At 62.3% G+C, this 25649-nt stretch carries 22 protein-coding genes; 11 read left to right on the top strand and 11 right to left on the bottom strand.

All coding sequences use genetic code 11. The annotated features are described in order from the left end of the window. The first annotated feature begins 104 nt into the window (after window positions 1–104). Both ACFQND_RS22150 and fumC read left to right on the top strand, forming a co-directional pair. Entirely contained in the window at window positions 105–1319 is a 1215-nt protein-coding gene (locus tag ACFQND_RS22150; RefSeq protein WP_371439709.1) for a benzoate/H(+) symporter BenE family transporter, read from the top strand. 173 nt (window positions 1320–1492) lie between these two features. Then, on the top strand, window positions 1493–2899 hold the full coding sequence (gene fumC, locus ACFQND_RS22145) for a class II fumarate hydratase (protein WP_371439708.1): 1407 nt from the start codon (window positions 1493–1495) through the stop codon (window positions 2897–2899). A 75-nt stretch (window positions 2900–2974) separates the two neighbouring features. Here the strand turns inward: fumC and proX are convergent, their stop codons facing one another. The 4 genes from proX to ACFQND_RS22125 form a co-directional block, all read right to left on the bottom strand. Further along, window positions 2975–4024, bottom strand: a complete 1050-nt coding sequence (gene proX / locus ACFQND_RS22140; protein ID WP_371439707.1) for a glycine betaine/L-proline ABC transporter substrate-binding protein ProX — start codon at window positions 4022–4024, stop codon at window positions 2975–2977. A gap of 32 nt (window positions 4025–4056) precedes the next feature. After that, window positions 4057–5274 (bottom strand): glycine betaine/L-proline ABC transporter permease ProW, encoded by a 1218-nt coding sequence (gene proW, locus ACFQND_RS22135; RefSeq protein WP_371439706.1) that lies wholly within the window; start codon window positions 5272–5274, stop codon window positions 4057–4059. 101 nt (window positions 5275–5375) lie between these two features. Next, window positions 5376–6575 (bottom strand): glycine betaine/L-proline ABC transporter ATP-binding protein ProV, encoded by a 1200-nt coding sequence (proV, locus tag ACFQND_RS22130; protein ID WP_371439705.1) that lies wholly within the window; start codon window positions 6573–6575, stop codon window positions 5376–5378. Between the two features lie 436 nt (window positions 6576–7011). Further along, window positions 7012–7620, bottom strand: coding sequence for a TIGR00645 family protein (locus ACFQND_RS22125; protein ID WP_371439704.1), 609 nt, complete (start codon window positions 7618–7620; stop codon window positions 7012–7014). Between the two features lie 126 nt (window positions 7621–7746). On the opposite strand from ACFQND_RS22125, the gene acs reads away from it, so the two are divergent. Further along, complete coding sequence (gene acs, locus ACFQND_RS22120) at window positions 7747–9750, top strand: acetate--CoA ligase (protein ID WP_371439703.1); 2004 nt, start codon at window positions 7747–7749, stop codon at window positions 9748–9750. Between the two features lie 84 nt (window positions 9751–9834). On the opposite strand, the gene ACFQND_RS22115 is transcribed toward acs, so the two are convergent. Continuing rightward, window positions 9835–10149, bottom strand: coding sequence for a c-type cytochrome (locus ACFQND_RS22115; protein ID WP_371439702.1), 315 nt, complete (start codon window positions 10147–10149; stop codon window positions 9835–9837). A gap of 169 nt (window positions 10150–10318) precedes the next feature. On the opposite strand from ACFQND_RS22115, the gene ACFQND_RS22110 reads away from it, so the two are divergent. After that, on the top strand, window positions 10319–10564 hold the full coding sequence (locus tag ACFQND_RS22110) for a TIGR04438 family Trp-rich protein (RefSeq protein WP_371439701.1): 246 nt from the start codon (window positions 10319–10321) through the stop codon (window positions 10562–10564). A 98-nt stretch (window positions 10565–10662) separates the two neighbouring features. Here ACFQND_RS22110 and ilvD read toward each other — a convergent pair whose 3' ends face one another. Beyond that, entirely contained in the window at window positions 10663–12357 is a 1695-nt protein-coding gene (ilvD, locus tag ACFQND_RS22105) for a dihydroxy-acid dehydratase (RefSeq protein WP_371439700.1), read from the bottom strand. Window positions 12358–12453: 96 nt separating this feature from the next. Between ilvD and ACFQND_RS22100 the strand changes: the two genes are divergently transcribed. Genes ACFQND_RS22100 through ACFQND_RS22090 form a run of 3 tightly spaced genes read left to right on the top strand, consistent with a single transcriptional unit; the run spans window position 12454 to window position 14639 of the window. Beyond that, on the top strand, window positions 12454–13404 hold the full coding sequence (locus ACFQND_RS22100; protein ID WP_371439699.1) for a LysR substrate-binding domain-containing protein: 951 nt from the start codon (window positions 12454–12456) through the stop codon (window positions 13402–13404). A 36-nt stretch (window positions 13405–13440) separates the two neighbouring features. After that, window positions 13441–14247, top strand: coding sequence for a prolipoprotein diacylglyceryl transferase (gene lgt / locus ACFQND_RS22095; RefSeq protein ID WP_371439698.1), 807 nt, complete (start codon window positions 13441–13443; stop codon window positions 14245–14247). Beyond that, window positions 14226–14639 carry a hypothetical protein gene (locus ACFQND_RS22090; protein WP_371439697.1) on the top strand — a complete coding sequence of 138 codons (414 nt, stop codon included), beginning with the start codon at window positions 14226–14228 and terminating at the stop codon, window positions 14637–14639. The genes lgt and ACFQND_RS22090 overlap by 22 nt, the downstream gene beginning before the upstream one ends. A gap of 86 nt (window positions 14640–14725) precedes the next feature. On the opposite strand, the gene ACFQND_RS22085 is transcribed toward ACFQND_RS22090, so the two are convergent. Continuing rightward, complete coding sequence (locus ACFQND_RS22085) at window positions 14726–17800, bottom strand: FAD-binding and (Fe-S)-binding domain-containing protein (RefSeq protein WP_371439696.1); 3075 nt, start codon at window positions 17798–17800, stop codon at window positions 14726–14728. A gap of 1 nt (window position 17801) precedes the next feature. Next, a complete protein-coding gene (locus ACFQND_RS22080; protein ID WP_371439695.1) occupies window positions 17802–18506 on the bottom strand; it encodes a GntR family transcriptional regulator in 705 nt (234 codons plus the stop codon). A 116-nt stretch (window positions 18507–18622) separates the two neighbouring features. On the opposite strand from ACFQND_RS22080, the gene ACFQND_RS22075 reads away from it, so the two are divergent. From ACFQND_RS22075 to ACFQND_RS22060, 4 genes are all read left to right on the top strand, one after another. Then, complete coding sequence (locus ACFQND_RS22075; protein WP_371439694.1) at window positions 18623–19843, top strand: pyridoxal-phosphate-dependent aminotransferase family protein; 1221 nt, start codon at window positions 18623–18625, stop codon at window positions 19841–19843. A gap of 89 nt (window positions 19844–19932) precedes the next feature. Beyond that, entirely contained in the window at window positions 19933–20901 is a 969-nt protein-coding gene (locus tag ACFQND_RS22070; protein WP_371439693.1) for a Bug family tripartite tricarboxylate transporter substrate binding protein, read from the top strand. A gap of 97 nt (window positions 20902–20998) precedes the next feature. Continuing rightward, entirely contained in the window at window positions 20999–22198 is a 1200-nt protein-coding gene (locus ACFQND_RS22065) for a CaiB/BaiF CoA transferase family protein (protein WP_371439692.1), read from the top strand. Continuing rightward, complete coding sequence (locus ACFQND_RS22060; protein WP_371439691.1) at window positions 22195–22983, top strand: enoyl-CoA hydratase/isomerase family protein; 789 nt, start codon at window positions 22195–22197, stop codon at window positions 22981–22983. The genes ACFQND_RS22065 and ACFQND_RS22060 overlap by 4 nt, the downstream gene beginning before the upstream one ends. A gap of 14 nt (window positions 22984–22997) precedes the next feature. Here ACFQND_RS22060 and nth read toward each other — a convergent pair whose 3' ends face one another. The 3 genes from nth to ACFQND_RS22045 all read right to left on the bottom strand — a co-directional run bounded on the left by nth (window position 22998) and on the right by ACFQND_RS22045 (window position 25649). Next, on the bottom strand, window positions 22998–23639 hold the full coding sequence (nth, locus tag ACFQND_RS22055; RefSeq protein WP_371439690.1) for an endonuclease III: 642 nt from the start codon (window positions 23637–23639) through the stop codon (window positions 22998–23000). A gap of 75 nt (window positions 23640–23714) precedes the next feature. Next, complete coding sequence (locus tag ACFQND_RS22050) at window positions 23715–25106, bottom strand: serine hydrolase (protein WP_371439689.1); 1392 nt, start codon at window positions 25104–25106, stop codon at window positions 23715–23717. 54 nt (window positions 25107–25160) lie between these two features. Next, window positions 25161–25649 carry an AraC family transcriptional regulator gene (locus tag ACFQND_RS22045; protein ID WP_377414593.1) on the bottom strand — a complete coding sequence of 163 codons (489 nt, stop codon included), beginning with the start codon at window positions 25647–25649 and terminating at the stop codon, window positions 25161–25163.

Here is a 25649-nt window from a genome sequence, read left to right as displayed (position 1 = left end):
TTGGACTGATTGAACGGTCTATTGGGGCCTAAGCTTTCAGGCTTCGATGTCAGGGGGATGAAGCACTTTCCTCTTGATGCCTTAACCCGCCAGGAAGGACCCTCGTGAAGCGACCAACGACAGGACTGCGACCCACCGACTTCATCGCGCCAGCCATCGCGGCGCTGATTTCCGTCATCGTCAACTACGGCGGCACCTTCGTGCTGGTCTTCCAGGCGGCGCAGCTGGCGCAGCTCAGTGCGGCGCAGACGGCGTCCTGGGTCTGGTCGATCAGCGTGGGCGTCGGCTTGACGGGCGCATGGCTGAGCTGGCGCTACCGCGAGCCGATCATCACGGCCTGGTCAACGCCAGGCGCGGCCTTCCTGGCGACGGTCATGCCCTTCACGCCCTATGGCGAAGTGATTGGCGCCTACGTGATCTCCGCCTTGGGCTTCATCCTGCTCGGCATGTCGGGCGCATTCGAGCGCCTGGTGAGGCTGATTCCTGGCGGTATTGCCGCTGGGCTGCTCGCCGGCATTCTTTTGCAGTTCGGCGTGAATGCGTTCGGCGGCGCCAGCGCCGACCCGCTGCTGGTGGGGGTGATGGTGGTGTCCTATGCCGTGCTGCGGCGCTTCACCTCGCGCTTCGCCGTGGTGGGGATTCTGGCCATCGGCATGGCCTTGCTCCTTGCCCAGGACAGGATAGATTTGCAGAGCCTTCACCTGAGCCTGGCCGCGCCGGTTTTTCAAGTCCCGCGGTTCTCTGTCGCTGCGCTGCTGGGCGTGGCGCTGCCGCTGTTCGTCATCACGCTGACCGGGCAGTACATGCCCGGCATGCTGGTCTTGCGCAACGATGGTTTCAAGACCAGCGCCAATCCCATCCTCACCGTGACGGGCCTGGGTTCGCTCGTCATGGCGCCGTTCGGCGCGCACGCCTTCAATGTGGCGGCCATCACCGCGGCCATCTGCACCGGCAAGGACGCCCACGAAGAGGCCGCCAAGCGCTACATCGCCGGACTGGTGTGCGGGCTGCTGTACGTCACGGTTGGCATTTTCGGCGTCACGCTGGCGGCATTGTTCATGGTCTTGCCACGCACCTTCATTGCCACGCTGGCGGGCCTGGCCCTGCTGGGAGCCATTGGGGGCAGCCTGGCCCAGGCCATGGCCGACGCCCGCACGCGCGAGACGGCGCTGATCACTTTCCTGGCAACGTCGGCCAACGTCACCCTGCTGGGCGTGGGCGGTGCGTTCTGGGGTCTCCTGGCGGGCCTGGCGGTGCATGGGCTGATTCATGGGGGGCGCAAGACCCCGATACAGGCAGAAGCGGCGCCGGCCAAGTGAACGGTCTTGGAGCCAGTTCGACATCACAATCTATAGTGCCGCTCCTGCGCTGAAATTCCCAAGCTCTGAAATTCCGAAGCTTTGCAAGGCAAGCGCCCTTCAATCCGAATTGCTTTATGAGCGGCGATGCTGGAAACTACAACCCGCTGTTTTGAAAAGTCAGGTCCTACACCATGAGCACACCCCTCGCCAGCCACGCCACGCGCACGGAACGCGATACCTTTGGCCCCATCGAAGTACCCGCCAACCGCCTGTGGGGCGCGCAAACCCAGCGCTCCCTGCAGAACTTCGATATCTCCGGCGAGCAGCAGCCGCGTGAAATCATCCGGGCGCTGGCGCAGATCAAACGCTCGTCCGCCCGCGTCAACCAGGCGCTGGGTTTGCAGGACGAGGCCAAAACGGCGGCCATAGTCGCAGCTGCCGATGAGGTGATTGCCGGCCGGCATGCGGATGAGTTCCCCCTGGTGGTCTGGCAAACCGGCTCGGGTACACAGACCAATATGAATGTCAATGAAGTGCTGGCCAACCGCGCCAGCGAAATCATGGGCGGCGAGCGTGGTGAAGGCCGGCTGGTGCACCCGAATGACGACGTGAACCGCAGCCAGTCGAGCAACGACGTGTTCCCCACGGCCATGCATGTGGCGGCGGTGGACGCCATCCGGCACAAGCTGCTGCCGGCGATTTCCAGGTTGCGCGCCATGCTGGCGCAAAAATCAAAGGACTTTGACGGCATCGTCAAGATAGGCCGCACGCACTTGCAGGACGCGACACCGCTGACGCTGGGCCAGGAGTTTTCCGGTTACGTGGCCCAGCTGGAACACGGCGAAAAACACGTGCGTGATGCCCTGCCGCACCTGTATGAACTGGCCCTTGGCGGCACGGCGGTGGGTACGGGCCTGAACGCGCCCAAGGGTTATGCCGAACAGGTCGCGGCAGAGCTGGCCAGCCTGACCGGCTTGCCTTTTGTCACCGCCCCCAACAAGTTTGAGGCGCTGGCCTCTGCCGACGGGCTGGTGCATGCGCATGGCGCGCTGAAAACGCTGGCGGCCAGCATGATGAAAATCGCCAATGACGTGCGCTGGCTGGCCAGCGGCCCGCGCAGCGGCATCGGTGAGTTGTCTATTCCCGAAAACGAACCGGGCTCGTCCATCATGCCCGGCAAGGTTAACCCCACGCAAAGCGAAGCGGTCACCATGCTCGCGGCGCAGGTGTTTGGCAACGACGTGGCCATCAACTTCGGTGGCGCATCGGGCAACTTTGAACTCAATGTGTTCCGGCCCATGATTGCCTACAACTTCTTGCAGAGCGTGCGCCTGCTGGCCGACGGCATGGTGAGTTTTAACGACCACTGCGCGGTGGGCATAGAACCGAACCGGGAACGCATCGCCGAACTGGTGGACCGCTCGCTCATGCTGGTGACGGCGCTCAACACCCACATCGGCTACGACAAGGCCGCCTACATCGCCAAAAAGGCGCACAAGGAAGGCAGCAGCCTGCGTGATGCCGCCATCGCCTCCGGCCATGTCACGGCCGAGCAGTTCGACCAGTGGGTGGTGCCCGCGCAGATGACCGGGCGTTGATGCTCAGGCATTGAGTCGTGCCGCCTTGAAATCAGTGCAGGCAGCTATCAATACGATAGCTGGTTGCGCACAGGACTAAAGGGCTACAGCCTGTTTTTCCTGATTTTTGGCGGCCGCACGGGCTTGTGCGATCCAGCCGTCAAACACGGGCTGGTGTGCCCTGATCCAGCCCTCGGTGTGGCGCTCGATGTCGCTGGCCTTGTTCTCGCCCTGGCTCATGCGCAGGTTCTGGGCATTGATATCGGTCACCGGCAATTGCATGATGGCGAAGAGTTTTCCGGCTGCCGGATTTTTCTCGACAAAAGCCCTGTTGGCCACGATTTGCTGGTGGTTGACCTGGAAGCCGTAGTTCTTGCCGTTGGGCAACTGGGTGTCGACCCTGGCCTGGCCTTCGCCTTGTGACGATGAGAACGGAACTTGCAGCCACACCACGTCCCTGCCCGGGCGCAGCGCGGCGCTGACCCAGTACGGGGTCCAGGTGTAGTAGAGGATGGGCTGGCCTTGCTTGAAGCGGGCAAGTGTGTCGGCAATCAGGGCGGCGTAGCTGCCTTGTTTGTGGGTCACGGTGTCGCCCAGCTTGTAGGCTTTCAGGTGGTGTTCAATGGCCAGCTCGCAGCCCCAGCCCGGGTTGCAGCCGGTCAGGTCGGCCTTGCCGTCTCCGTCTGTATCGAACAGCCTGGCGATTTTCGGGTCCTTCAACTGGTCGATGTGGGTGATATGGTATTCATCGGCTGTTTTCTTGTCGATCAGGTAGCCCTGTGCCGCGTTGCCCGCGTACGTGCCCTGGCGATACAGCTTTGCATCGCCGCCGCTGTTCTTGTAGAAATCGGCATGCAACAGGTTCCAGTGGTTGGCCATGAAGGTGGCGTCGCCGTTGGCAATGGCCAGGTGTTCGGTGGCCGGCTCCAGGTCTTTCATGGGCAGGACTTTGTAGCCGAGTTTTTCCAGGGCTTTGGACACCAGCAGGGTCTGGAAGGCCTCTTCGGCCAGCGAACTTTTGAGCGGTTGCACGGTGACACCCTGGCCGGGCAGATCATTGGCACGGGCAGCGCCGGCCAGGCCAAGTGCGAGCAGGCCGGCGCCCAGCAGTGCGCGCCAGAGGGTCGTGGGTTGTGGACGTGTCATGTGGTTTCCTTTCAGGGGTGAACAGGCGGTGATCAGTGAATACGTGCCGACAGCGCGGCCCCGGCATGATCTGTCGCCGTGTTGTCATGGTCCGCTGCCGGCTGGCGCTGCAGTGCACGCCACAGCACGCCGGCCGGGCCGGTCTGGTACCAGTGGCGAACACCACGGCGCGGGCGGCCCATGGACTGGGTGATGCGGTCCAGCGTGACGGCCAGCAGCACGATGCCCAGACCGCCTACCGTGGCCAGTCCCATGTCCAGGCGGCCAATGCCGCGCAGCACCATCTGGCCCAGGCCGCCTACCGCAATCATGGAGGCGATGACCACCATGGACAGCGACAACATCAAGGCCTGGTTGATGCCCGCCATGATGGACGGCATGGCCAGCGGCAACTGCACTTTCATCAGCAACTGCCAGGGCGAGGCGCCGTAAGCGCGTGCTGCTTCGATCAGGTCGGGCCGCACCTGGCGTATGCCCAGGTTGGTCAGGCGCACCAGCGGCGGCAGGGCGAAGATGATGGTGACGATGACACCCGGCACATTGCCGATGCCGAACAACATCACCACCGGCACCAGGTAGACAAAGGCCGGTGTGGTCTGCATGGCGTCGAGCACCGGACGCATCACGCGCTGGGCTCGATCGCTGTTGGCCAGCAAGATGCCCAGCGGCAGGCCGAGCACCAGGCAGAACACCAGCGAGGTCAATACCAGCGAGAGCGTCACCATGGCTTCGGGCCAGATGCCCAGCATGGCCACCAGCAGCAGCGAGACCACAGTGCCTATGGCCAGCGCACGCCCGGCGAATTGCCAGGCCAGCAGGCCGAGCAGGGCGATCATGGCGAGCGAGGGCACGCTTTGCAGCAGGCCTTCAACGCTGGCGAGTGTCGTATCTATGGGCGCACGAACGGTCTGGAAGAAGGGGCGGAAATGCAGCACCACCCAGTTCAGGCCCTGGTTGATCCAGTTTTCAATGGGCAGGGAGCCGTCCCAGAGCTGGTTGAGATGCAGGCCGCCCGCATCGGCCGCGGCCAGCGGGTCCACATTCGTCAGGTCAGCGGGCGTGCCCAGCCAGTCGCTGTTGGACGCATCGCTGACATCGGCCCAGGCCGAGCTGGGGTCAGCGGCGGGCAACTCGGGTGCCGGTGCGGCGGGGGCGTCGGCGTTGCTCCAGGGGCTGGGGATGTCGGTGGTCTGGCCCCAGGCGTCCAGGGGCGGGATAGTTTGAATCGTCGTGTTGGTAGCTTCGCTCATGCGGCAGGAGTCCTTTGGCGTGAAGTCGGAAAAAGCAGCCCGGAAAGTGAGAGACCTTCCAGGCCTTTCGGCGGTGGTGGCAGGGCTGGCGGCGGTGCCGCTCAGTCGGTGCCGCGGTCCAGGAATTTCAGCAAGGTGTTCTTGCTGATGGCGCCGGCATAACGGCCGTGTTCATCGACCACTGGAACCGGATAGGGCGCATGGGCGACCTCGCCGAAAAGTTCGCTGACCGGGTGGTTGGCGGCAATGGTTTTGACGTCGGGCAGGAAGGCGTGCGAGAGGCCCAGAGGCCCGATGCAGCCTTTGAGGGCAGCGCGCAGGGAGTCGGCCGACACCAGGCCCAGGTACTTTTGGTCGGGACTGACCACGTAGGCGTAGTCCCGGTCCTGGTCTTCCAGCATCTTCAGCGCGGCACGCGAGCCGCGATGGGCCTGCTCGGCCACAACGACCTGGCTTTTGCGTGCAATGTCGCCGGCCTTGAACACGGCCGCCGCATCGACGCCGCGCACAAAGCTGCGAACATAGTCGTTGGCCGGGTTGCGCAGAATGTCCTCGGGCGTGCCGACCTGCACGACCTGTCCGTCCTTCATGATGGCAATCCGGTCGCCGATACGCATGGCTTCGTCAAGGTCGTGCGAGATAAAAACAATGGTGCGGCGCTGAACCTCCTGCAGCCTCAGCAACTCGCTTTGCATTTCGGTGCGGATGATGGGGTCGAGCGCCGAAAAGGCCTCGTCCATCAGGAGGATGGAAGGGTCGCTGGCCAGCGCGCGTGCCAGGCCAACGCGCTGCTGCATGCCGCCTGAAAGTTCGTCGGGGTAGCTGTCGCCCCAGCCGTCCAGGCCCACCTGGGCCAGGGCCTTGTCGGCTTGTGCGAGGCGGTCTTTTTTGCCGGTGCCGGCCAGTTCCAGGCCGAAGGCGGTGTTGTCGCGTACCGTCATGTGCGGCATCAGCGCAAAGGACTGAAACACCATGCTGATGTCTTTGCGGCGCAGGGCACGCAGCCTGGCATCCGAGTGTTCGTTGATGTCGTGGCCGTCGATCACGATGCGGCCGGCGGTGGGTTCGATGAGCCGGTTCAGCAGCCGCACCAGGGTGGACTTGCCGGACCCCGAAAGGCCCATGATGACGAAAATTTCGCCGGCCTGGATGTCGAAGGTGGCGTCAAAGACGCCAATGGAATGGCCTGTGCGGGCGAGGATTTCCTGTTTGCTCAGGCCTTGCTGGACCAGTTCCAGGGCTTGTTCCGGCGCGTCGCCGAAGACCTTGAACACGTGGTCGATGAGAATTTCTTTTGCCATGCGCTTGGGGCTCCTTGTTGAGAAGAGTGGACAAAGCGCCGCCCAAAAATGACGACTGCTGCGAACCGCAGCCACGACCACAGCCTGGCGCCCGGCGCGGACACATGGGTATCCGTCGCAAGCGCAAGGCCGCCTGACAGGCACTGAAGACGACGAAGTGACGCAACCAGAGCCTGTCGGCGTTCGGTGTGCGAATCAGCAGGCCTGGTCTAGGGGGCTGGTCCGGATGAACGCGACGCGGCATCGGGGGGCCGGAAAACCGGCCGGTTGCCGGGCTATAGCCCGACGCAGAATATCTGCACCGCGACGGGACAGCTTGAGGTCCGCGAGTAGTGCAGAGCGATCAACATGACTAGTTGATCGTCTGATGAAGCTAATTATAACTTTTTGGCATGAAAAGTCAAGCCCGTACGCCGGGCGTCCTGACGGGCCGGGCTCAGTGCTTTTCCGCAGCGGCGATGCCGGACATGATCTTGTCTGTGTAGGCAATCGCAATGGCAGACAGCAGGAAGGTGATGTGGATCACCGTTTGCGCAATCAGCACCTTGTCGGTGTAGTTGTCGGCATTGATGAAAGTCTTGAGCAGGTGGATCGAGCTGATGCCGATGATGGCCGTTGCAAGCTTGACCTTGAGCACCGACGCATTCACATGGCTTAACCACTCGGGCTGGTCACGGTGGCCTTCCAGGTCCATGCGGCTTACAAAGGTTTCATAGCCGCCCACAATCACCATGATCAGCAGGTTGGAGATCATGACCACGTCAATCAGCGCCAGCACCACCAGCATGATGACGGTTTCATTCAGGGTCACGACGGGTATCGCCGTTTTGTAGCCGATGCTGGTGATCAATGACTGCAAGGCCGTCTGGCTGCCAAATGCCGCCTCGATCAAATGCAGGAGCTCCACCACAAAGTGAACCACGTACACGGCCTGCGCCGCAATCAGTCCCAGGTACAAGGGCAGTTGCAGCCAGCGGCTGGCAAAAATCAGGTTGGGCAGCGGACGGAGTGGCGGGGGAGGTGGTTTGACGGAGTTGTCGGACATAGGGGGAACGGTGGGTGAGAAAGTAGGAGAATTGTAAGGTTCGTGCCAGTCAGTGGCTTGTAAGTGCCACGCATGACAGTACCACGCCAGCACACCGCCCTTCATGACAAACAGGAGACCTCCTCAATGAGCACCGCCACGCCCCAGTCCAACATCGAATCCATGCTGATCGAGAACCGCGTGTTCCCGCCCACGGCAGCTACCGTCAAGGCGGCCCGCATCTCCGGCATGGGCACCTACAACGCGATGTGCGCAGCGGCGGAAAAGGACTTTGAAGGTTTCTGGGCCCAACTGGCGCATGACAACCTGAGCTGGAAAAAGCCCTTCACCGAGGTGCTGGACGAGTCGAACGCCCCGTTCTACAAGTGGTTTGCGGACGGTGAACTCAATGCCTCGTACAACTGCCTGGACCGCCACCTGGGCACGCCGACCGAAAACAAGAAAGCCATTATTTTCGAGGCCGACGATGGCCAGGTGACCAATGTCACTTACAAGCAACTGCATGCGAAGGTCAGCCAGTTCGCCAGCGCACTCAAGGCCATGGGTATCAAGAAAGGCGACCGCGTCATCATCTACATGCCCATGACGGTCGAAGGGGTTGTCGCCATGCAGGCCTGCGCGCGCATAGGCGCCACGCACTCGGTGGTGTTTGGCGGTTTCTCGGCCAAAAGCCTGCAGGAGCGCATCCAGGACGCCGGTGCCGTCGCCGTCATCACCGCCAACTACCAGTTGCGCGGCGGCAAGGAACTGCCGCTCAAGGCCGTTGTGGATGAAGGCATTGCCCTGGGCGGCTGCGAGTCCATCAGGAACGTCATCGTCTACCAGCGCACGGCCACGGCCTGCAACATGGTGGCCGGGCGCGACAGCCTGATGCACGAGGTCACCGCCAAGGCCGCGGCCACGTGCGAGCCGGAGTTTGTGGGCGCGGAGCACCCGCTGTTCATCCTCTACACCTCCGGCTCCACCGGCAAGCCCAAGGGCGTGCAGCACAGCACCGGCGGTTATCTGCTGTGGGCCAAGCTCACCATGGACTGGACTTTTGACCTGCAGAAATCCGATGTGTTCTGGTGTACCGCCGACATCGGCTGGGTGACCGGCCACACCTATGTCGCCTATGGCCCGCTGGCTGCGGGCGCAACACAGGTCATCTTCGAGGGTGTCCCGACCTACCCGAATGCGGGCCGCTTCTGGCAGATGATTGAAAAACACAAGGTCACGATTTTCTACACGGCGCCTACGGCCATCCGCTCGCTGATCAAGGCCGCGGAGGGCGACGAGAAAGTGCACCCGGCGCGTTCGGACCTGAGCAGCCTGCGCATCCTTGGCTCGGTGGGTGAGCCCATCAACCCCGAAGCCTGGATGTGGTACTACAAAAACGTGGGCGGCGAGCGCTGCCCCATCGTTGACACTTTCTGGCAAACCGAAACCGGCGGCCACATGATCACGCCCCTGCCCGGTGCCACGCCGCTGGTGCCCGGCAGCTGTACCTTGCCCCTGCCCGGCATCATGGCCGCGATTGTTGACGAGACCGGCAAGGATTTGCCCAACGGCGCAGGCGGCATGCTGGTGGTCAAGCGCCCCTGGCCGGCAATGATACGCACCATCTGGAACGACCCCGAGCGTTTCAAAAAGAGCTACTTCCCGGAGGAAATGGGCGGCAATATTTACCTGGCCGGTGACGGCGCGGTGCGCAATGCCGACAACGGTTATTTCCGCATCACGGGCCGCATTGACGATGTACTGAACGTGTCGGGCCACCGCATGGGCACGATGGAAATCGAATCGGCGCTGGTGGCACATTCCGCGCTGGTGGCTGAGGCCGCTGTGGTTGGCCGGCCTGATGACCTGACCGGCGAGGCCATCGTGGCTTTTGTGGTGCTCAAGCGCTCACGCCCCACCGGCGATGAAGCCAAGGCAATTGCCAAGGAACTGCGCGACTGGGTGGGCAAACAGATCGGCCCGATTGCCAAGCCGAAAGACATCCGTTTTGGCGACAACCTGCCCAAGACACGCAGCGGCAAGATCATGCGCCGCCTGCTGCGCGGCATTGCCAAGGGCGAGGCGATTACGCAGGACACTTCAACGCTGGAAAACCCCGCCATCCTCGACCAGCTGTCTGAAAATCTGTAAAACCAGCTGCGCATGAAAAAAGCCCGTCAATGGACGGGCTTTTTTGTGGACGAGCGGTCCGGGGGCAGACCGCGCTTCTGAAAATTACTTCTGGGTCAGAATCCAGGTCGCCAGTTTTTTGGCCTCGTCAGCATTGACCTGTGCGTTGGCCGGCATGGGTACGGGGCCCCAGACGCCGGAGCCACCCTTGATGATCTTGGCTGCCAATTTGTCGGCGGCATCTTTCTGGCCGGCGTACTTGGCTGCAACGTCCTTGTACGAAGGGCCCACCAGTTTTTTGTCAACGGCGTGGCAGGCCATGCAGTTCTTGGCGGTAGCCAGTTGCAGTTCAGCTTGGGCATGCGCGGATACGGAGACACAGGAGGCAAGGATGGCGATTGCGGCAAGAATGCGGTTCATGGATTGTCCTCGTGAGGGAATAGTTAGTTCGGTTACAGTCTTCCAACGTTATTGTAGTGATGTGGGTTGACCTCGGTTTCAAGGGTTATTCCGTTATCTGGCTGGCGGCCGCAGCAAAACCGCAGCACTTTACCGTCCCTTCATATGCCGTAGAAAGCAGGAGTTACAGATGTATTTTTTACTTATCGGTGTTGCCGCGCTGCTCCTGAAGTACATGGAGATCGGCCCGGTCGCCACCTTGAGCTGGTGGATAGTCCTGTCCCCGTTCGCGCTTGCCGTGGCCTGGTGGGCCTGGGCCGACAAGTCCGGCTACACCAAGCGCAGGGAAATCGACAAGATGGCAAAGCGCAAGCAGCACCGCATAGACAGGCAGCGTGACGCGATGGGCATGTTGTCTGCCAAAAAACGTAAATAAGCGCAAATTCAAACGGGCTGAAGTCGCTCCCGCATCAAAATTAAAAAGCCCGTGAAGTCTGTGACCCACGGGCTTTTTGTCTTACATGTCAGCTGGAATCAATAGTCGTCCAGCACCGCACCCTTGCTGGCGCTCGATGCATTGAAGGCAAACTTGGCCTGCACGCCGCGTGTGTAACGCGGTGCCGGGGCTTTCCAGCCTTGCTTGCGTTTGGCCAGTTCAGCGTCGCTGATGTTGAGTTGCAGCAGCAGTTGTTTGGCGTCGATGGTGATCGAATCGCCCTCGTTGATGAAGGCGATGTTGCCGCCGGCCGCCGCTTCCGGTGCGACGTGGCCCACCACCATGCCCCAGGTGCCGCCCGAGAAACGGCCGTCGGTGATCAGGCCCACACTTTCGCCCAGGCCGGCGCCAATCAGCGCGCCTGTGGGAGCCAGCATTTCCGGCATGCCGGGCCCGCCCTTGGGACCGAGGTAACGCAGCACCATCACATCGCCGGGCTTGATCTTGCCTGCCAGGATGGCGGCGAGGCCTGACTGCTCATCGTCAAACACGCGGGCCGGACCGGTCATGACCGGGTTTTTCAGGCCGGTAATCTTGGCGACGCAGCCTTCAGGCGACAGGTTGCCCTTGAGGATGGCCAGGTGGCCCTGCTCGTACATCGGCTTGTTGATGGGGCGGATCACGTCCTGGTCGGCGCGCGGCACATCGGGCACGTCCTTCAGCACTTCGGCAATCGTCTGGCCGGAAATCGTCAGGCAATCGCCATGCAGCAGGCCGGCGGCCAGCAACGTCTTCATGACCTGTGGAATGCCGCCCGCGCGGTGCAGGTCCACGGCCAGGTACTGGCCCGAAGGCTTGAGGTCGCAGAGCACAGGCGTCTTGACGCGCACACGCTCGAAGTCATCAATCGTCCAGTCCACACCGGCGGCATGTGCAATCGCCAAAAAGTGCAGCACGGCATTGGTGGAACCACCTGTCGCCATGATCACGGCCACGGCGTTTTCAATAGCCTTCTTGGTGACGATGTCGCGCGGCTTGATGTCCTTCTTGATGGCCTCGACCAAAACCTTTGCTGACTCTTTGGCCGAGTTCATTTTCTCGTCATGCGGATTGGCCATGGTGCTGGAATAGGGCAGCGAAATACCCAAAGCCTCAAACGCGCTGGACATGGTGTTGGCCGTGTACATGCCACCGCAGCTGCCGGTGCCGGGAATGGCGCGGCGTTCGATTTGCAGCAGGTCTTCATCGCTCATGCGGCCGGCGGCGTTTTCGCCCACGGCTTCAAACACGCTGACGATGTTGAGGTCCTTGCCCTTGTAGCTGCCCGGCAGGATGGTGCCGCCGTAGACATAGATGGCGGGCACGTTGGCGCGCAACATGCCCATCAGTCCGCCCGGCATGTTTTTGTCGCAACCACCGACCACCAGCACGCCGTCCATCCACTGGCCCTGTACGCAGGTCTCGATGCAGTCGGAAATCACTTCGCGGCTGACCAGCGAATATTTCATGCCTTCGGTGCCCATGGCCATGCCGTCGGAAATCGTCGGTGTGCCGAAAACCTGCGCATTGCCGCCGGCTTCTTCAATCGCAGCAATCGCCGCATCCGCCAGCTTTTGCAGGCCGCTGTTGCAGGGCGTGATGGTGCTATGGCCGTTGGCCACACCAATCATGGGTTTTTTGAAGTCGGCTTCTTCGTAACCCATGGCGTAGTACATGGAGCGATTCGGCGCGCGCGACTTGCCCTCGGTGATGTTTTTGCTGCGCGGGTTGAGCGTGATGGTTTTGGTTTCCATGAAATACCTCGTGGGGGTTTGTTGTGATGTCGAGTATGCGTGCTTTGATTGATACTTTCCAATCCATTTTATGTTGTGTATTAATATGCATGGCATATGAGTGACTTGCCTGGATCGTCCGATAAATCACCGCTGGTCGAGCTGCGTTTGTGGCGCCAGTTTGTGACGCTTGCGGACGAGCTCCATTTCGGCCGGGCGGCCCAGCGTCTGAACATGACCCAGCCGCCCCTGACACAAGCCATCGCCCACCTGGAGGTCGTGCTCGGGCTCAAGCTGTTTGACCGTACCAAACGCAGCGTGAAGCTGACCGCGGCTGGTGCGGCTTTGGTTCCCGAAGTCCAGGACCTGCTGACCCGCGCGCAGGCCTTGCCCGCACATGCCCGTGCGGCCGCCGGCGGCGAGGTCGGCCACCTGCGGCTGGCTTTTGTGTCCACGGTGGGTTTTGCCCTGCTGCCGCAGTGGGTGCGTGCGTTCCGCGAACGTTACCCCCGGCTGGCACTGGAGCTGATAGAAGCCACCGGCGACGTGCAGTTGCAATTGCTGGAGCGCGGCGAGATCGACGCGGGTTTCATGCTACATGCCCCCAGTTTTGTGCCGCCCGGGCTGGAGCGTGTGCGGATCGCCAGCGAGCCGCTGTTGCTGGCGCTGCCTGAATACCACCCGCTGGCGTCGCTGCAGGCACCGCCGCTTGCCAAGGTGCTTGCGGAGCCGCTGGTGATTTTTCCGCGGCGCATCGTGCCTTCGCTTTATGACGCCATTCTTGCGATGTACCACGCGGCCGGCCGCTCGCCCGAGGTGGCGCAGGAGGCCATACAGATGCAGACCATTGTGAACCTGGTGTCGGCCGGCCTGGGCTTGGCCTGGGTGCCCGAGAGCGTGCGCCAGTTCCAGCGGCCGGGCGTGGTCTACAGAACAGTGCCCGCTGGAAAACCGTCCGCCAAAGTGCCTGGGTGCGAAACCAGCCTGGCCTGGACGCGCAACAACACGAATCCGGTGCTGGAGCGTTTTGTGGGCTTTATCACCGGGGACACCGGCCATGAGCGTTAATGCGGCTCCTTCATTACTTGCGTGCAAAATAGGTCCATGCTGATCCACCCCCAAATCGACCCCATCGCCCTGCAAATCGGCCCGCTGGCCATCCATTGGTATGGCCTGACCTACCTGGCCGCCTTTGGCCTGTTCTTTTTCCTGGCCACGCTGCGGCTGCGCCATGAACCCTATGCATCGATCACCGGGCCCGGCGCCTGGTCGCGCAGGGACATCGAGGACATCCTCTTCCTCGGTGTCATGGGCGTGGTGATTGGCGGGCGTATCGGTTACTGCCTTTTCTACAAACCGGGTTATTACCTTTCGCACCCGCTGGAGATTTTTGCGGTGTGGCAGGGCGGCATGAGTTTTCATGGCGGCATGCTGGGTGTGCTGGCCTCGCAGCTCTGGTTTGCCCGCAGCCGCAACCGGCCGTGGCTGCAGGTGATGGACTTTATTGCCCCCTGCGTGCCCACCGGGCTGGCGGCAGGGCGTGTCGGCAACTTTATCAACGGCGAGCTGTGGGGCCGTTTCTCTTCGCCGGACCTGCCATGGGGCATGGTGTTCAAGGACAGCGGTTCCATGCTGCCGCGCCACCCGTCGCAGGTTTACCAGTTCCTCATGGAAGGCCTGTTGCTATTCGTGCTGCTCTGGCTGTATGCCCGCAAGCCGCGCAAGATGGGCCAGGTCTCGGGTGCATTCCTGTTCGGCTACGGCGTGTTCCGTTTTATCGCCGAGTTTTTCCGCGAGCCTGACGAGTTCCTGGGCATTCTTGCACTGGGCATGAGCATGGGCCAGTGGCTGTGCGTGCCGATGATTGTTGGCGGGGCATGGCTGTGGGCATGGGCATCAAAGCGCACCTGAACGCTTTTTCTCTTGTGGCAGCCTGCCTGCTGGCGGTGGCCACGGCGCAGGCAGCACCTGCCGAAAAGATGCTCCGTTCGGCAGGCCCGGTGCCGACGGATGCCATGGTGAATGCCGCCATCACCAGATACTTCCAGGGCAAGGGCCGAGCCCTCAACCGGCGAAAACCCTTCCGGATACTTTCAGGCCCCACGCTGGCCACCGGCAATACCTTTGCCGGCAACATCGAGCAGGCATGGCTGATGTGCCTGGTAATCAATGCCGAAAAGACCTCACCGGGTCCGCAGGACATAGAAGGCAAGACGCTTTATTTGCGGCGCAATGCCGCCGGCGCTGTGAGCGTGGTGTCGACTGAGAACTGGAAGGATTCCAGTCCCCAGTGTGACCGGTGAGGCCAAATTTTAAATAAAAAATGGCTGTGGCCGCCGTGGATTGCGCGCAGCCAGCTATCAAAAAAATAGCAGCCAGGCAGATGACCTCAGGCTGGCAACTGCTGCGCCAGCAATTGCGCCACATGAATCGCCTCGCGCTGCGCGCCGTCCCTGATCTGGTGGCGGCAACTGGTGCCGTCGGCCACCACAATCGCATCGGGCTGCTTGCGCACTGCCGGCAGCAGGCTGAGTTCAGCCATCTGCATGGACACCTCGTAGTGGCTGGCCTCGTAGCCAAAACTGCCGGCCATGCCGCAGCAGCTTGACTCGATCAGTTCGGGTTTTGCGCCGGGGATCAACTTGAGCACCTCCATGATGGGGCTTACCGCGCCAAAGGCTTTCTGGTGGCAATGGCTGTGCAGCAGTATGGGTTGGCTGACAGGCTGCAGGGCCGCCTTGAGCATCTCCAGCCTGCCGGCTGTTGCCTCGCGCGCCAGGAATTCCTCCAGCAGCAGGGCGTGGTCACTGATGGTTTGTGCGGCCTCGCCCAAACCCATCACCAGCATTTCGTCGCGCAGGGTCAGCAGGCATGAGGGTTCCAGCCCGACGATGGCAATGCCTTTTTCTGCAAAGGGCAGCAGGGCATCGACCAGTTCGCGCGCCTTGGCTTTGGCCTCGCTGACCATGCCGCTTGCCAGGTAAGTGCGGCCGCAGCACAGGCTCTTTCCGTCTGCTATTTTTTTTGTAGCTACATGCGCGCTGTAGCCGGCGGCCGCGAGCACTTTTAATGCTGAAAATGCGTTTTCAGACTCGAAATAACCGTTAAACGTGTCCACAAACAGCACCACGGGCTTGTCGGCTGCCAGCACCTCTTCGCGTGTGGCCGTGCGGGGCGGGGCGCTGAAAAAGGTTTTGCTCTTCCATTGCGGTAATGTGCGTTTTGCAGAAAAACCCGTCAGCTTTTCGCTCAGGGCGGCCAGGCCGGGAATCCTGTCGCGCAGGTTCAGCAGCGGTGCAAGGCGGCTGGCCCAGGGTGCGTAGTCGGGGAGTTTTGCAACCAGCCTGTCTTTCAGCGTATAGCCATGCCTGGCCTTGTAGTGGTGCAAAAACTCCACCTTCATTTTGGCCATGTCCACGCCTGTAGGGCAGTCGCGTTTGCAGCCCTTGCAGCCCACGCACAGGTCCAGCGCATCATATACGGCTTCGCTGGTGAAGGCGTCTTCGGCTTTTAATCCTTCCAGTTGCCCCGACAGCGCCAGGCGCAGCGTGTTGGCGCGGCCGCGTGTCAAATGTTTTTCATCACGTGTGACGCGGTAGCTGGGGCACATGGTGCCGGCGTCGAACTTGCGGCAGTGGCCGTTGTTGTTGCACATCTCCACGGCCTTGGCAAAACCATTGGCCGGGTCGCCGCCGCTGCCCGGTGCGCTGGTCAATTCGGTGGCCGGGTCGTTCTGCACGTCCCAGGCGCGCCAGTCGAGGGCAGTGCGTATGGGTATGACCGTGTAGCTGGGTGCAAAGCGCATCAGCCGTGTGTCGTCCATCTTTGGCGGGTTGACGATGCGGCTGGGGCAAAGCAGGTTCAGGGGGTCCATCATCTGCTTGATGCCGGCAAATGCCTCGGTGATCCTGGGCCCGAACTGCCATGAAATCCACTCGCCGCGGCACAGGCCGTCACCGTGCTCGCCGCTGTAGGCACCCTTGAACTTGCGCACCAGCGCTGAGGCTTCTTCGGCAATCGCGCGCATCTTGGGTGCGCCTTCGCGCCGCATGTCCAGGATGGGCCGCACATGCAGCGTGCCGACGGAGGCATGGGCATACCAGGTGCCCTTGCTGCCGTATTTTTTGAACACTTCGGTGAGCGCATCTGTGTACTCGGCCAGGTGCTCCAGCGGCACGGCGCAGTCTTCTATAAAACTCACAGGCTTGCCGTCGCCCTTCAGGCTCATCATGATGTTGAGGCCGGCCTTGCGCACTTCCCACAGGGCTTTTTGCGGGGCATCGTCCACCAGCTCGACCACCGAATCCGGCAGCAGCAAATCGCCCATCAACTCGCTCAGGCGCCTGAGTTTTGGCAGCAGTTCGGTTTTGCTGTTGCCGGAAAATTCAACCAGCAAGACAGCCGCCGGGTTGCCGATCAGTGCGCTGCGGATCACGGGCGCAAACACCGGGTTTTGCAGCGACAGGTCAATCATGGTGCGGTCCACCAGTTCAACCGCTGTCAGCGTGCCGCCTCCGAGTTTGACGATGTGTTGCGCTGCATCCATGGCGCGGTAAAAGGTCGGGAAGTTCACCACGCCCAGCACCTTGGCCTGCGGCAGCTCACTCAGTTGCAGCGTGAGCGACTTTGTCAGTGCCAGCGTGCCTTCGCTGCCTATGAGCAGGTGCGCGAGGTTGACGGAGCCGTCCGTGGTGTAGGGCCGCTCGCTGCGCGGATCAAAAATATCCAGGTTGTAGCCGCCCACACGCCGCATCACTTTGGGCCAGTGCTGTGCAATCTCGGGCTGCAACTGCTGTGCGAGTCCGCGCACATAATCGCCCAGTTCGCGGGCCTTGCCGCTGCTGCCGGCATAGGGGCCGAGTTGCAGCAGCGTGCTGTCGGAGGTCCAGGCCTGCACGCCCAACACGTTGTGCACCATGTTGCCGTAGGCAATGCTGCGGCTGCCGCAGGAGTTGTTGCCGGCCATGCCGCCCAGCGTGGCCTGCGCGCTGGTGGACACATCCACCGGGTACCACAGGCCGTGTTTTTTGAGTGCGGCGTTCAGGTGGTCCAGCACGATGCCGGGCTCCACTTCCACTGTGCGGTTTTCCGCGTTGAGGTCAATGATGTTGCGCAGGTGTTTGGAGTGGTCCATCACCAGCCCTGCGCCCACCGTCTGGCCGCACTGGCTGGTGCCGCCGCCGCGCGCAACGATGGGTACATTCATGTCGCGGCAAATGTCCAGCGCGGTCTGCACATCAGGCATGCTGCGCGGCACAAACACGCCGGCCGGCATCATCTGGTATATGGAAGCGTCGGTGGCATAACGGCCCTTGTCGGCACTTGAGAACAGCACCTCGCCTTCGGTCTCTGCCGCCAGCCGTGCGGCCAGTTGCCCTGCGACCTCGTTGCCGAGGCGCGCCACATCTTCATAGGCATGGGCGGCCGTTGCCCGGGTGATCTTTAACGGGAGTGGGGCGTTCATGTCAGGCTTTCCAGTCCTTCGATTGGGAGCTGCCGCCTGCGCCGGCCGCACGCAACTGCTGGATCACCGTGCTCAGCTTGTTGGCCAGGTGGCTTGCCATCACGGCGCGCATGGCTACCGGGTCGCGGGCCGTCAGCGCGGCCACCATCTGTTCGTGTTCCTTCACGGCACTGCGCCACTTGTCTTCGTCCTGGTTGGAGCGAAAGCGCAGGGCCTGCAGCCGTGCGTTGACCTGGTTGTAGGTGGCCAGCAGCACGGGGTTTTTGGCTGCCGCATTGATGGCGCGATGTATGGCGGCGTTGAGCCGGTAATAGCCGGGCAGGTCGCGCCGGGTGTAGGCGGCCAGCATCTCGTAATGCATGGCCTTGATTTCGGCCAGCTCCGCGTCGGTAATGCGCTGTGCCGCGAGTTCGCCCGACTGGGCTTCCAGCCCGGCCATGACCTCAAAGGTGTTCAGCACATCGGCTTCGCTCAGTTCCACGGCAATCGCACCGCGGTTGGGCAGCAGCTCCACCAGGCCTTCGGCGGCCAGCATCTTGATGGCCTCACGCAACGGGGTGCGCGAGACATTGAGCACCTCGCTGAGTTCGCGTTCATTGAGTTTTGCGCCCGGCGGGATGCGGTTTTCAACCAGCATCTGGCGCAGCCGCTGCGCCACCTGTTCATGCAGTGCGGCGCGCGGTATGGAAATGATTTCTGCTGTCATTTTCAAATTTTGTATGCAAAAACAAGGCGTGTCAAATACAGGTGAATACCCTTGATGTTGTTGACAAATGAATTTTGTATGCAAAAAATGAAAAATATTTCAAGGAGAACTTCGTCATGCTGACGCTCGACTTTCACCCCACGGGGCGACATTTTTTACAGATCCCGGGTCCATCGCCTGTGCCGGACCGCGTCCTGCGGGCCATGAGCCTGCCCACCATTGACCACCGCGGCCCCGAGTTTGCGGCGCTGGGCCTCAAGGTGCTGGCAGACATCAAAAAAATCTTCCAGACAAAACAGCCGGTGATGATTTACCCGGCATCGGGCACGGGCGCCTGGGAGGCTGCGCTGGCCAACACCCTGAGCGCGGGTGACCATGTGCTGATGTACGAGACCGGCCACTTTGCCGCCCTGTGGCAAAAGCTGGCAACGCGGCTCGGCCTTAAAACCGAAGTCCTTTCCCATGCCGGCGCCGACGTGTGGCGTCACGGTGTCCAGGCCAGCCTTATCGAGGAACGCCTGAAAGCCGACACACAACATGCCATCAAGGCTGTCTGCGTGGTGCACAACGAAACTTCCACCGGCGTGACCAGCAACATCGCCGCCGTGCGCAAGGCCATCGATGCCGCAAAACACCCGGCGCTGCTGCTGGTGGACACCATCTCCGGCCTGGCCTCGGCCGACTACCGGCATGACGAGTGGGGTGTGGATGTCAGCATCAGCGGCTCGCAAAAGGGCCTGATGCTGCCGCCCGGCATCAGCTTCAATGCGGTCTCGGCCAAGGCCATCGAGGCCAGCAAAAAAGCCACCTTGCCCAAGGCCTTCTGGGCCTGGGACGAGATCATTGAAATGAACAAGACCGGTTACTGGCCGTCCACGCCCAACACCAACCTGCTCTACGCCTTGAGCGAGGCCTGCGACATGCTGTTGGAGCACGGGCTTGAGACAGTGTTTGCGCGCCACCAGCGCTGGGCTGTCGGTGTGCGCGCCGCCGTCAAGGCCTGGGGCCTGCAGATCCAGTGCGCCGATCCGGCCGTGTACTCACCCGTGCTGACCGGCGTGATGATGCCCGAGGGCGTGGATGCGGACGCGGTGCGCAAGATCATTTACGAACGTTTTGACTGCTCGCTGGGCACCGGCCTGGGCAAGGTCAAGGGCCGGATGTTCCGCATAGGCCACCTCGGCGACTGCAACGACCTGACCCTGATGGCGGCCTTGAGTGGCTGCGAGATGGGCCTCAAGCTTTCCGGCGTCAAGCTCGCCGGCTCGGGCGTGCAGGCAGCGATGGACCATTTTTCAAGCCACGCCGCCGTGGTGCCGCAGCGCAAGGCCGCCTGACAACCGTTTTCACTTTCCCGCTTTCCCGCTTTGCTTTTTCCCCGCGTTTCTTTTCTGATGACTTCAAAAACAACCTACTGGAGACAAACATGCAACGCAGAACCCTTGTCACCGCCGGTGCCGCGGCACTGGCCTTTCCGTCACTGATCCTCGCGCAGGGCTTGCCGGCCGGGCCGGTGCGCATCATCGTCGGCTTCGCGCCCGGTGGCGGCACCGATATCCTGGCGCGGGTGATCGGCCAGAAGCTGGGCGACATGTGGAAGACGCAGGTCATCGTCGAGAACAAGGCGGGCGCCTCGGGCACCATCGCCGCGGACTACGTGGCCAAGCAGCCTGGTGACGGCAACACCCTGCTGATGGCGCACATCAACAGCCAGGCGATCACACCGGCCCTGCAAAAAGTGAACTACGACGCGGCAAAGGACTTCCAGCCGGTCGTGCTGGTCGGCGTCACGCCCAACCTGCTGATCTGCAACGAAAACCAGCCGGCCAGGACCGTGAAGGACCTGGTCGAGCTGTGCCGCGCCAACCCCGGTGCGGTGAGCTTCGGCTCTGCCGGCACCGGCAGCGCGCAGCATCTGGCGCTGGAGATGTTCATGCTGGCCGCCAAGGTCAAGGCCATCCACGTGCCGTACAAGGGCTCTGGCCCCATGCTCACCGACCTGATAGGCGGGAACATCCAGTACAGCTTTGACACCATGACGGCGGCCACGCCCCACGTGAAGAGCGGCAAGGCCCTTGCCCTGGCGCAGACGCGCCTGCAGCGCGTGCCTGCCTATGCCAACGTGCCGACCATGGCCGAATCGGGCTTCCCCGGTTTTGAGGCGACGACCTGGTACGGGCTGGCCGGTCCCGCGAAGATGCCTCTGGCCATGGCCAAACGCATGAACGAGGACATCAACAAGGTCATGCTGATGCCCGACGTGATGGAAAAGCTGGCCGCCTCGGGCGCCCAGGATGGCGGGGGGTCGACCGAGAAGTTCGGCGACTTCATGCGCGCCGAGCAGATCAAGTGGGCGAAGATCATCAAGGACGGAGGCGTCAAGGGAGAAGCATGAACCACCCCCGAAGCGCCTCCGGCGCTCCCCCCTCAAGGGGGCGCCACCTGCGGCCCGGCGAAGCCGGTTCCGCGGTGACACTTGAACGGAATCTCACATGAAAAAACTTCCTCTCGAAGGCGTGCGCGTGCTGGACATCAGCCAGGTCATGGCCGGGCCTTACGCCTGCATGCTGCTGGCCGACCTGGGCGCCGACGTGATCAAGATCGAGCCGCCCGGCGGCGGTGACCAGACGCGCGGCGCCATGGGTTTCAAGATGAAGGGCCCCGACAGCCTGGGCTTCCTGAACATGAACCGCAACAAGCGCAGCGTCACGCTCAACCTGAAGTCGAAGGCCGGGCGCGAGGTGCTGCTGCGTTTGGTGAAGGACGCCGATATCCTGCTTGAAAACTACCGCCCCGGCGCCATGAAGCGCCTGGGCCTGGGTTATGAGGCCGTGAAGGAAATCAACCCGCGTCTCGTCTACACCAGCATCTCGGGCTTCGGCCAGACCGGTCCCTGGGCCGACCGACCGGGTTTTGACCTCATGGCGCAGGCCATGTCGGGCGTGATGAGCGTGACCGGCTACCCCGACGGCCCGCCGGTGAAGGCCGGTGTGCCGGTGGCCGACATAGGCTGCGCCCTGTTCGCCGTTTACGCCACCTTGTCCGCCTACATAGGCGCCAAATCCAGCGGGCAGGGCCAGCATGTGGACGCATCCCTGTTCGATTCGGCGCTGGCTTTCTCGGTCTGGGACATTTGCGACTACTGGGGCACGGGCAAGGAGCCGGAGCCTCTGGGCACCTCGAACAAAATGACCGCACCTTACCAGGCCATGGCCTGCTCCGATGGTTACTTTGTCATGGGCGCCAACAACCAGAAGCTGTGGCTGCAACTGTGCAAGCTGATGGGCCGCGAAGAGCTGCTGGCCGACGAACGTTTCTCCACCATCTCGCTGCGCCTGGCGAACCGGCACGCGCTGGAGCTGGAGCTGGAGAAATCATTCCGTCTCAAGCCCAAGGATTACTGGGTGTCCCTTTTCCTCGAAGCCGGCATTCCTGCCGGTCCCATCCTGACCTATCCCGAGGCCTTCGGCAGCGAGCATGCCAAGGCACGCGAGATGCGCATGGAGATCGACCACCCGATTGAGGGCAAGGCGCCCAACATCGGTTTTGCGGTCAAGCTGTCCGGCACACCGCAGCAGGTGCGCCGGCATCCGCCCTTGCTGGGTGAGCACACCGACGAGGTGCTGGCTGAACTGGGCATAGACGCGGCCGGCCGTGCCGGGTTGCAGGCCCAGGGAGCATTTTCAATATGAGTGAAGGTACGGTGAGTCTGTTTGTTCAGGGTGGCCTCGCTTCCGTGGTGTTCGACCGCCCACAAGCGCGCAACGCCATGACCTGGGCTATGTACGGCCAGCTCGGCCAGATATGCGACACGCTGCAGGCGGATGCCTCGGTGCGCGTGGTGACGTTTCGCGGCGCCGGGGGCGAGGCCTTTGTGGCGGGCACGGACATCGAGCAGTTCAAGGCCTTTGGCAGCAGCCGTGACAGCGGTGAAGACGGCGTGGCTTATGAGCGGCAGATTGACCAGTGCATCCAGAAACTCGAATCGTTGCCCATGCCCAGCGTGGCCGTGGTTGAGGGCTGGGCCATAGGCGGCGGCCTGGCCATTGCCACCGCCTGCGACTTTCGCATCGCTACACCCGCGTCGCGCTTTGGCGTGCCGATTGCAAAAACATTGGGCAACTGCCTGTCGGTCGCAAACCTGGCGCGGCTCAGCGCGGTGTGGGGTATGCCGCGCGTCAAACGCATGCTGCTGCTGGCCGAGATTATTTCAGCGGACGAGGCACTGGCCTGCGGCTTTTTGCTGCAGCTCAGCGAGGCTGGCGAGGTTGATGCCGATTTGGCGAGGCTGTGCGAGCGGCTGGGTGCCCTGGCGCCGGTGACCCAAAGCGTGACCCGCGAGGGCCTGCGCCGCATCACGGCCCAGGGATTGCCGGCTGACGAGGACCTGGTACGCCGCTGCTACGGCAGCGCTGATTTCCGCGAGGGGGTGGACGCCTTTGTAGCCAAAAGAAGCCCGGCCTGGAAAGGGGCCTGAACAGGTCCGGCGCTTCAGGCCGGTAGCGGCGTCTTGGGTGTGTAGTCGCAATACGCGCTCACCGCGCATTCCCAGCAGCGCGGTGTGCGGGCCACGCAGACATAACGCCCGTGCAATATCAGCCAGTGGTGTGCGTCCACCAGGTATTCGGCGGGAATGCGCTTGAGCAGTTTCAGTTCCACCTCCAGCGGCGTCTTGCCCGGTGCCAGTCCTGTACGGTTGCCCATGCGAAAGATGTGCGTGTCCACCGCCATGGTGGCTTCGCCGAAAGCCGAATTCAGCACCACATTGGCCGTCTTGCGGCCCACGCCGGGCAGTGCTTCCAGCGCCTCGCGGCTGCGCGGCACCTGGCCGCCATGCAGGTCCACCAGCATGCGGCAGGTCTGCATCAGGTGTTTGGCCTTGCTGTGGTACAGGCCTATGGTCTTGATGTAACCCTCGAGGCCGTCCAGGCCCAGGTCGAGGATGGCCTGCGGTGTATTTGCCACCGGGAACAGCTTGCGCGTGGCCTTGTTCACGCCCACGTCGGTGGCCTGGGCCGACAGCAGCACGGCCGTCAGCAATTCAAACACGCTGGTGTATTCAAGCTCGGTCACCGGCATCGGGTTGGCGGCTTTGAGCGTGGCAAAAAACGGTGCAATGTCGGCGGTTTTCATGCCCTGAAGTGTAGGGCTTGTCATTGACCTGGCAGTTGCATGGCCTGCCTCCCGGCCGGTGCCATCACGGTATTTTCAGGGCGCCGCGACGGCTTCGCGCAGTGCCGAGTCTATGGCGGCCCGCATTTTGAGGGTCAATGCATCCCGGCCCTTGATGCCGTGGTCAGCGGTGATGGCCATGGGGTCCGTCGCGGTGAGCCAGACGGCGTCGTCTTTTTCCCAGGCGGCCGCGCGCAGGGGGAGATCAATCACGACAGCGGGATTGGCCTGCATGAGCAGGGTGCCGGCGGCGGGGTTGCCGAAGATGAGTTCTTCGGTGGGTGCGAGCTGGAGTTTTGCTTCCTGCGCGGCCTGGGCGTGGTCGATGCGCGCGATGATTTTGGTGCCGCGGTCACGCAGGATTTTTTCGAGCCGGCCCATGGTTTCCTTCACGGGGAAAGGGCTTTGCTGGGCGCGTAGCCTGGAGGTCGCCAGCGGTGGGCCGAGGCGGGCGTCGTAAGCGCCGGCAATACGGCGCGCCAGTTGCGTGAGGTCCACGTCTTCCCTGTTTGCGAGCAGCGTCACGCAAAGCAGCTCGGAGGCATCTGTGAAACGGCTGAGCAGCGAGGTAAACCCGGCGCTGCTCCCTGTCGTGACCATCAGGCCTTTGTGGCCGGGGAAGTACCAGGGCCCGGAGGAAACCGCGCCTTCAGGCGCGGAATAAAGCCATTTGCGCAGGGCTGGGGAGGCGATGAGAATCTCGCCGGCGAGGCTGATATCCCAGAGTGAAATATCCTCGGCGGAGGCGTAGATGCGCAGGCCGGAAGGCACGGCGACAGGACTTGCGCCGGCATAACCGGTGGCGGGCTCGGCCGGGTTGATCAGCGCCGGAATTTTGAGGAAGCCGGAGTGCGGGCTCGCGGTCTTTTCCCAAAGCAGGGACGGCAGGGCACTGCCGAATGTGGTGTGCCTGAGTCCGAGTCGTTCGATCTGGTTGGCGCGGATATGGTCTTCGGCGGACTGGCCGCCGGCTTTTTCTATCAGGGGTGCCAGCCACCGGGAGGTTTCGTCACCGCGGCGAATGGCTTGCCCGACGGTGAGGTCCGTGGGGGCTGCCGGCACAAATTTCGCGACGGCATCTTCGAGGCGAAGCTTGTTGCCCTCAACCAGTTGCAGTATCGCGACGGCAAGGTAGGCATTCGCCATCTGGCCGATGTCGAACATCGTATGCGAGGCCGACAGGCGGCGGGTCGCAACATCGCCCAGGCCGTAACCGGTCACGCGCGTGATGTAGGGCGCCTGAACGATGGCGACGGCCATGCCGGAAATCTTTTCCTCGGCCATGAACGCGGCAATCATCTGGTCTATGGATTGCCCGGCATAGGCGACGTCGGGATTGCCGCGCTGCGCCCACAGGCTGGCATGGGGCGCTGCCAGGAGCAGCCCGACGAGAAGGAACTTTTTCAGGGGTAAAAGAAACTTTTGCATCGGGAGATTGGCTGGAGTTTTGATGGAACGAAACTTCTATTTTGCGCCGGGGTACTACAGCGCCTTCACCGGCACGCAGAGCAGGCAACCGAAGGCAAAGGTGTTCGGGTCCATCTCGAAGTCTTCCAGGTACACCTCCATTGAAGGCTTGTCTTCGCGCTGCAGCCCGCTCATGGGCAGGGCCTGGCCAAACATCGCCATCCACGCCATGCCGATCTGTGCTGCAGTGCCATTGAAGGGCTGGCAGGCATAAGGTCCGCCCTCAAACTGCTGTATCGCCACGCCAGACGTGGCCGCATCGGTTACCTTGAAGCTTGCATCCACCTCAACGCCCAGGTCATAACGGCATTCATTGGGCGGTGTCACCATGGGGTTGTCCAGGCTGATGCCGTACATCTTGCGGCGCGGCTTCATCAGGCCTTGGGCCTCGCACCACTGCCCGAAGCGCTGCCAGTGCATCGCAATGTCCGGGTGGCCGTAGGGGCCTGTGTAGCGCATATAGGCCAGGCGCACCGGTGGGAAGGTTTTTATTTCGGGTGACAT

It is taken from the genome of Polaromonas aquatica (genome assembly GCF_042659145.1).
Classification (GTDB): Bacteria; Pseudomonadota; Gammaproteobacteria; order Burkholderiales; family Burkholderiaceae_C; genus Polaromonas; species Polaromonas aquatica.
Note: the sequence above shows the minus strand (reverse complement) of the source record. Positions and strands in the feature narration are given on the sequence as shown.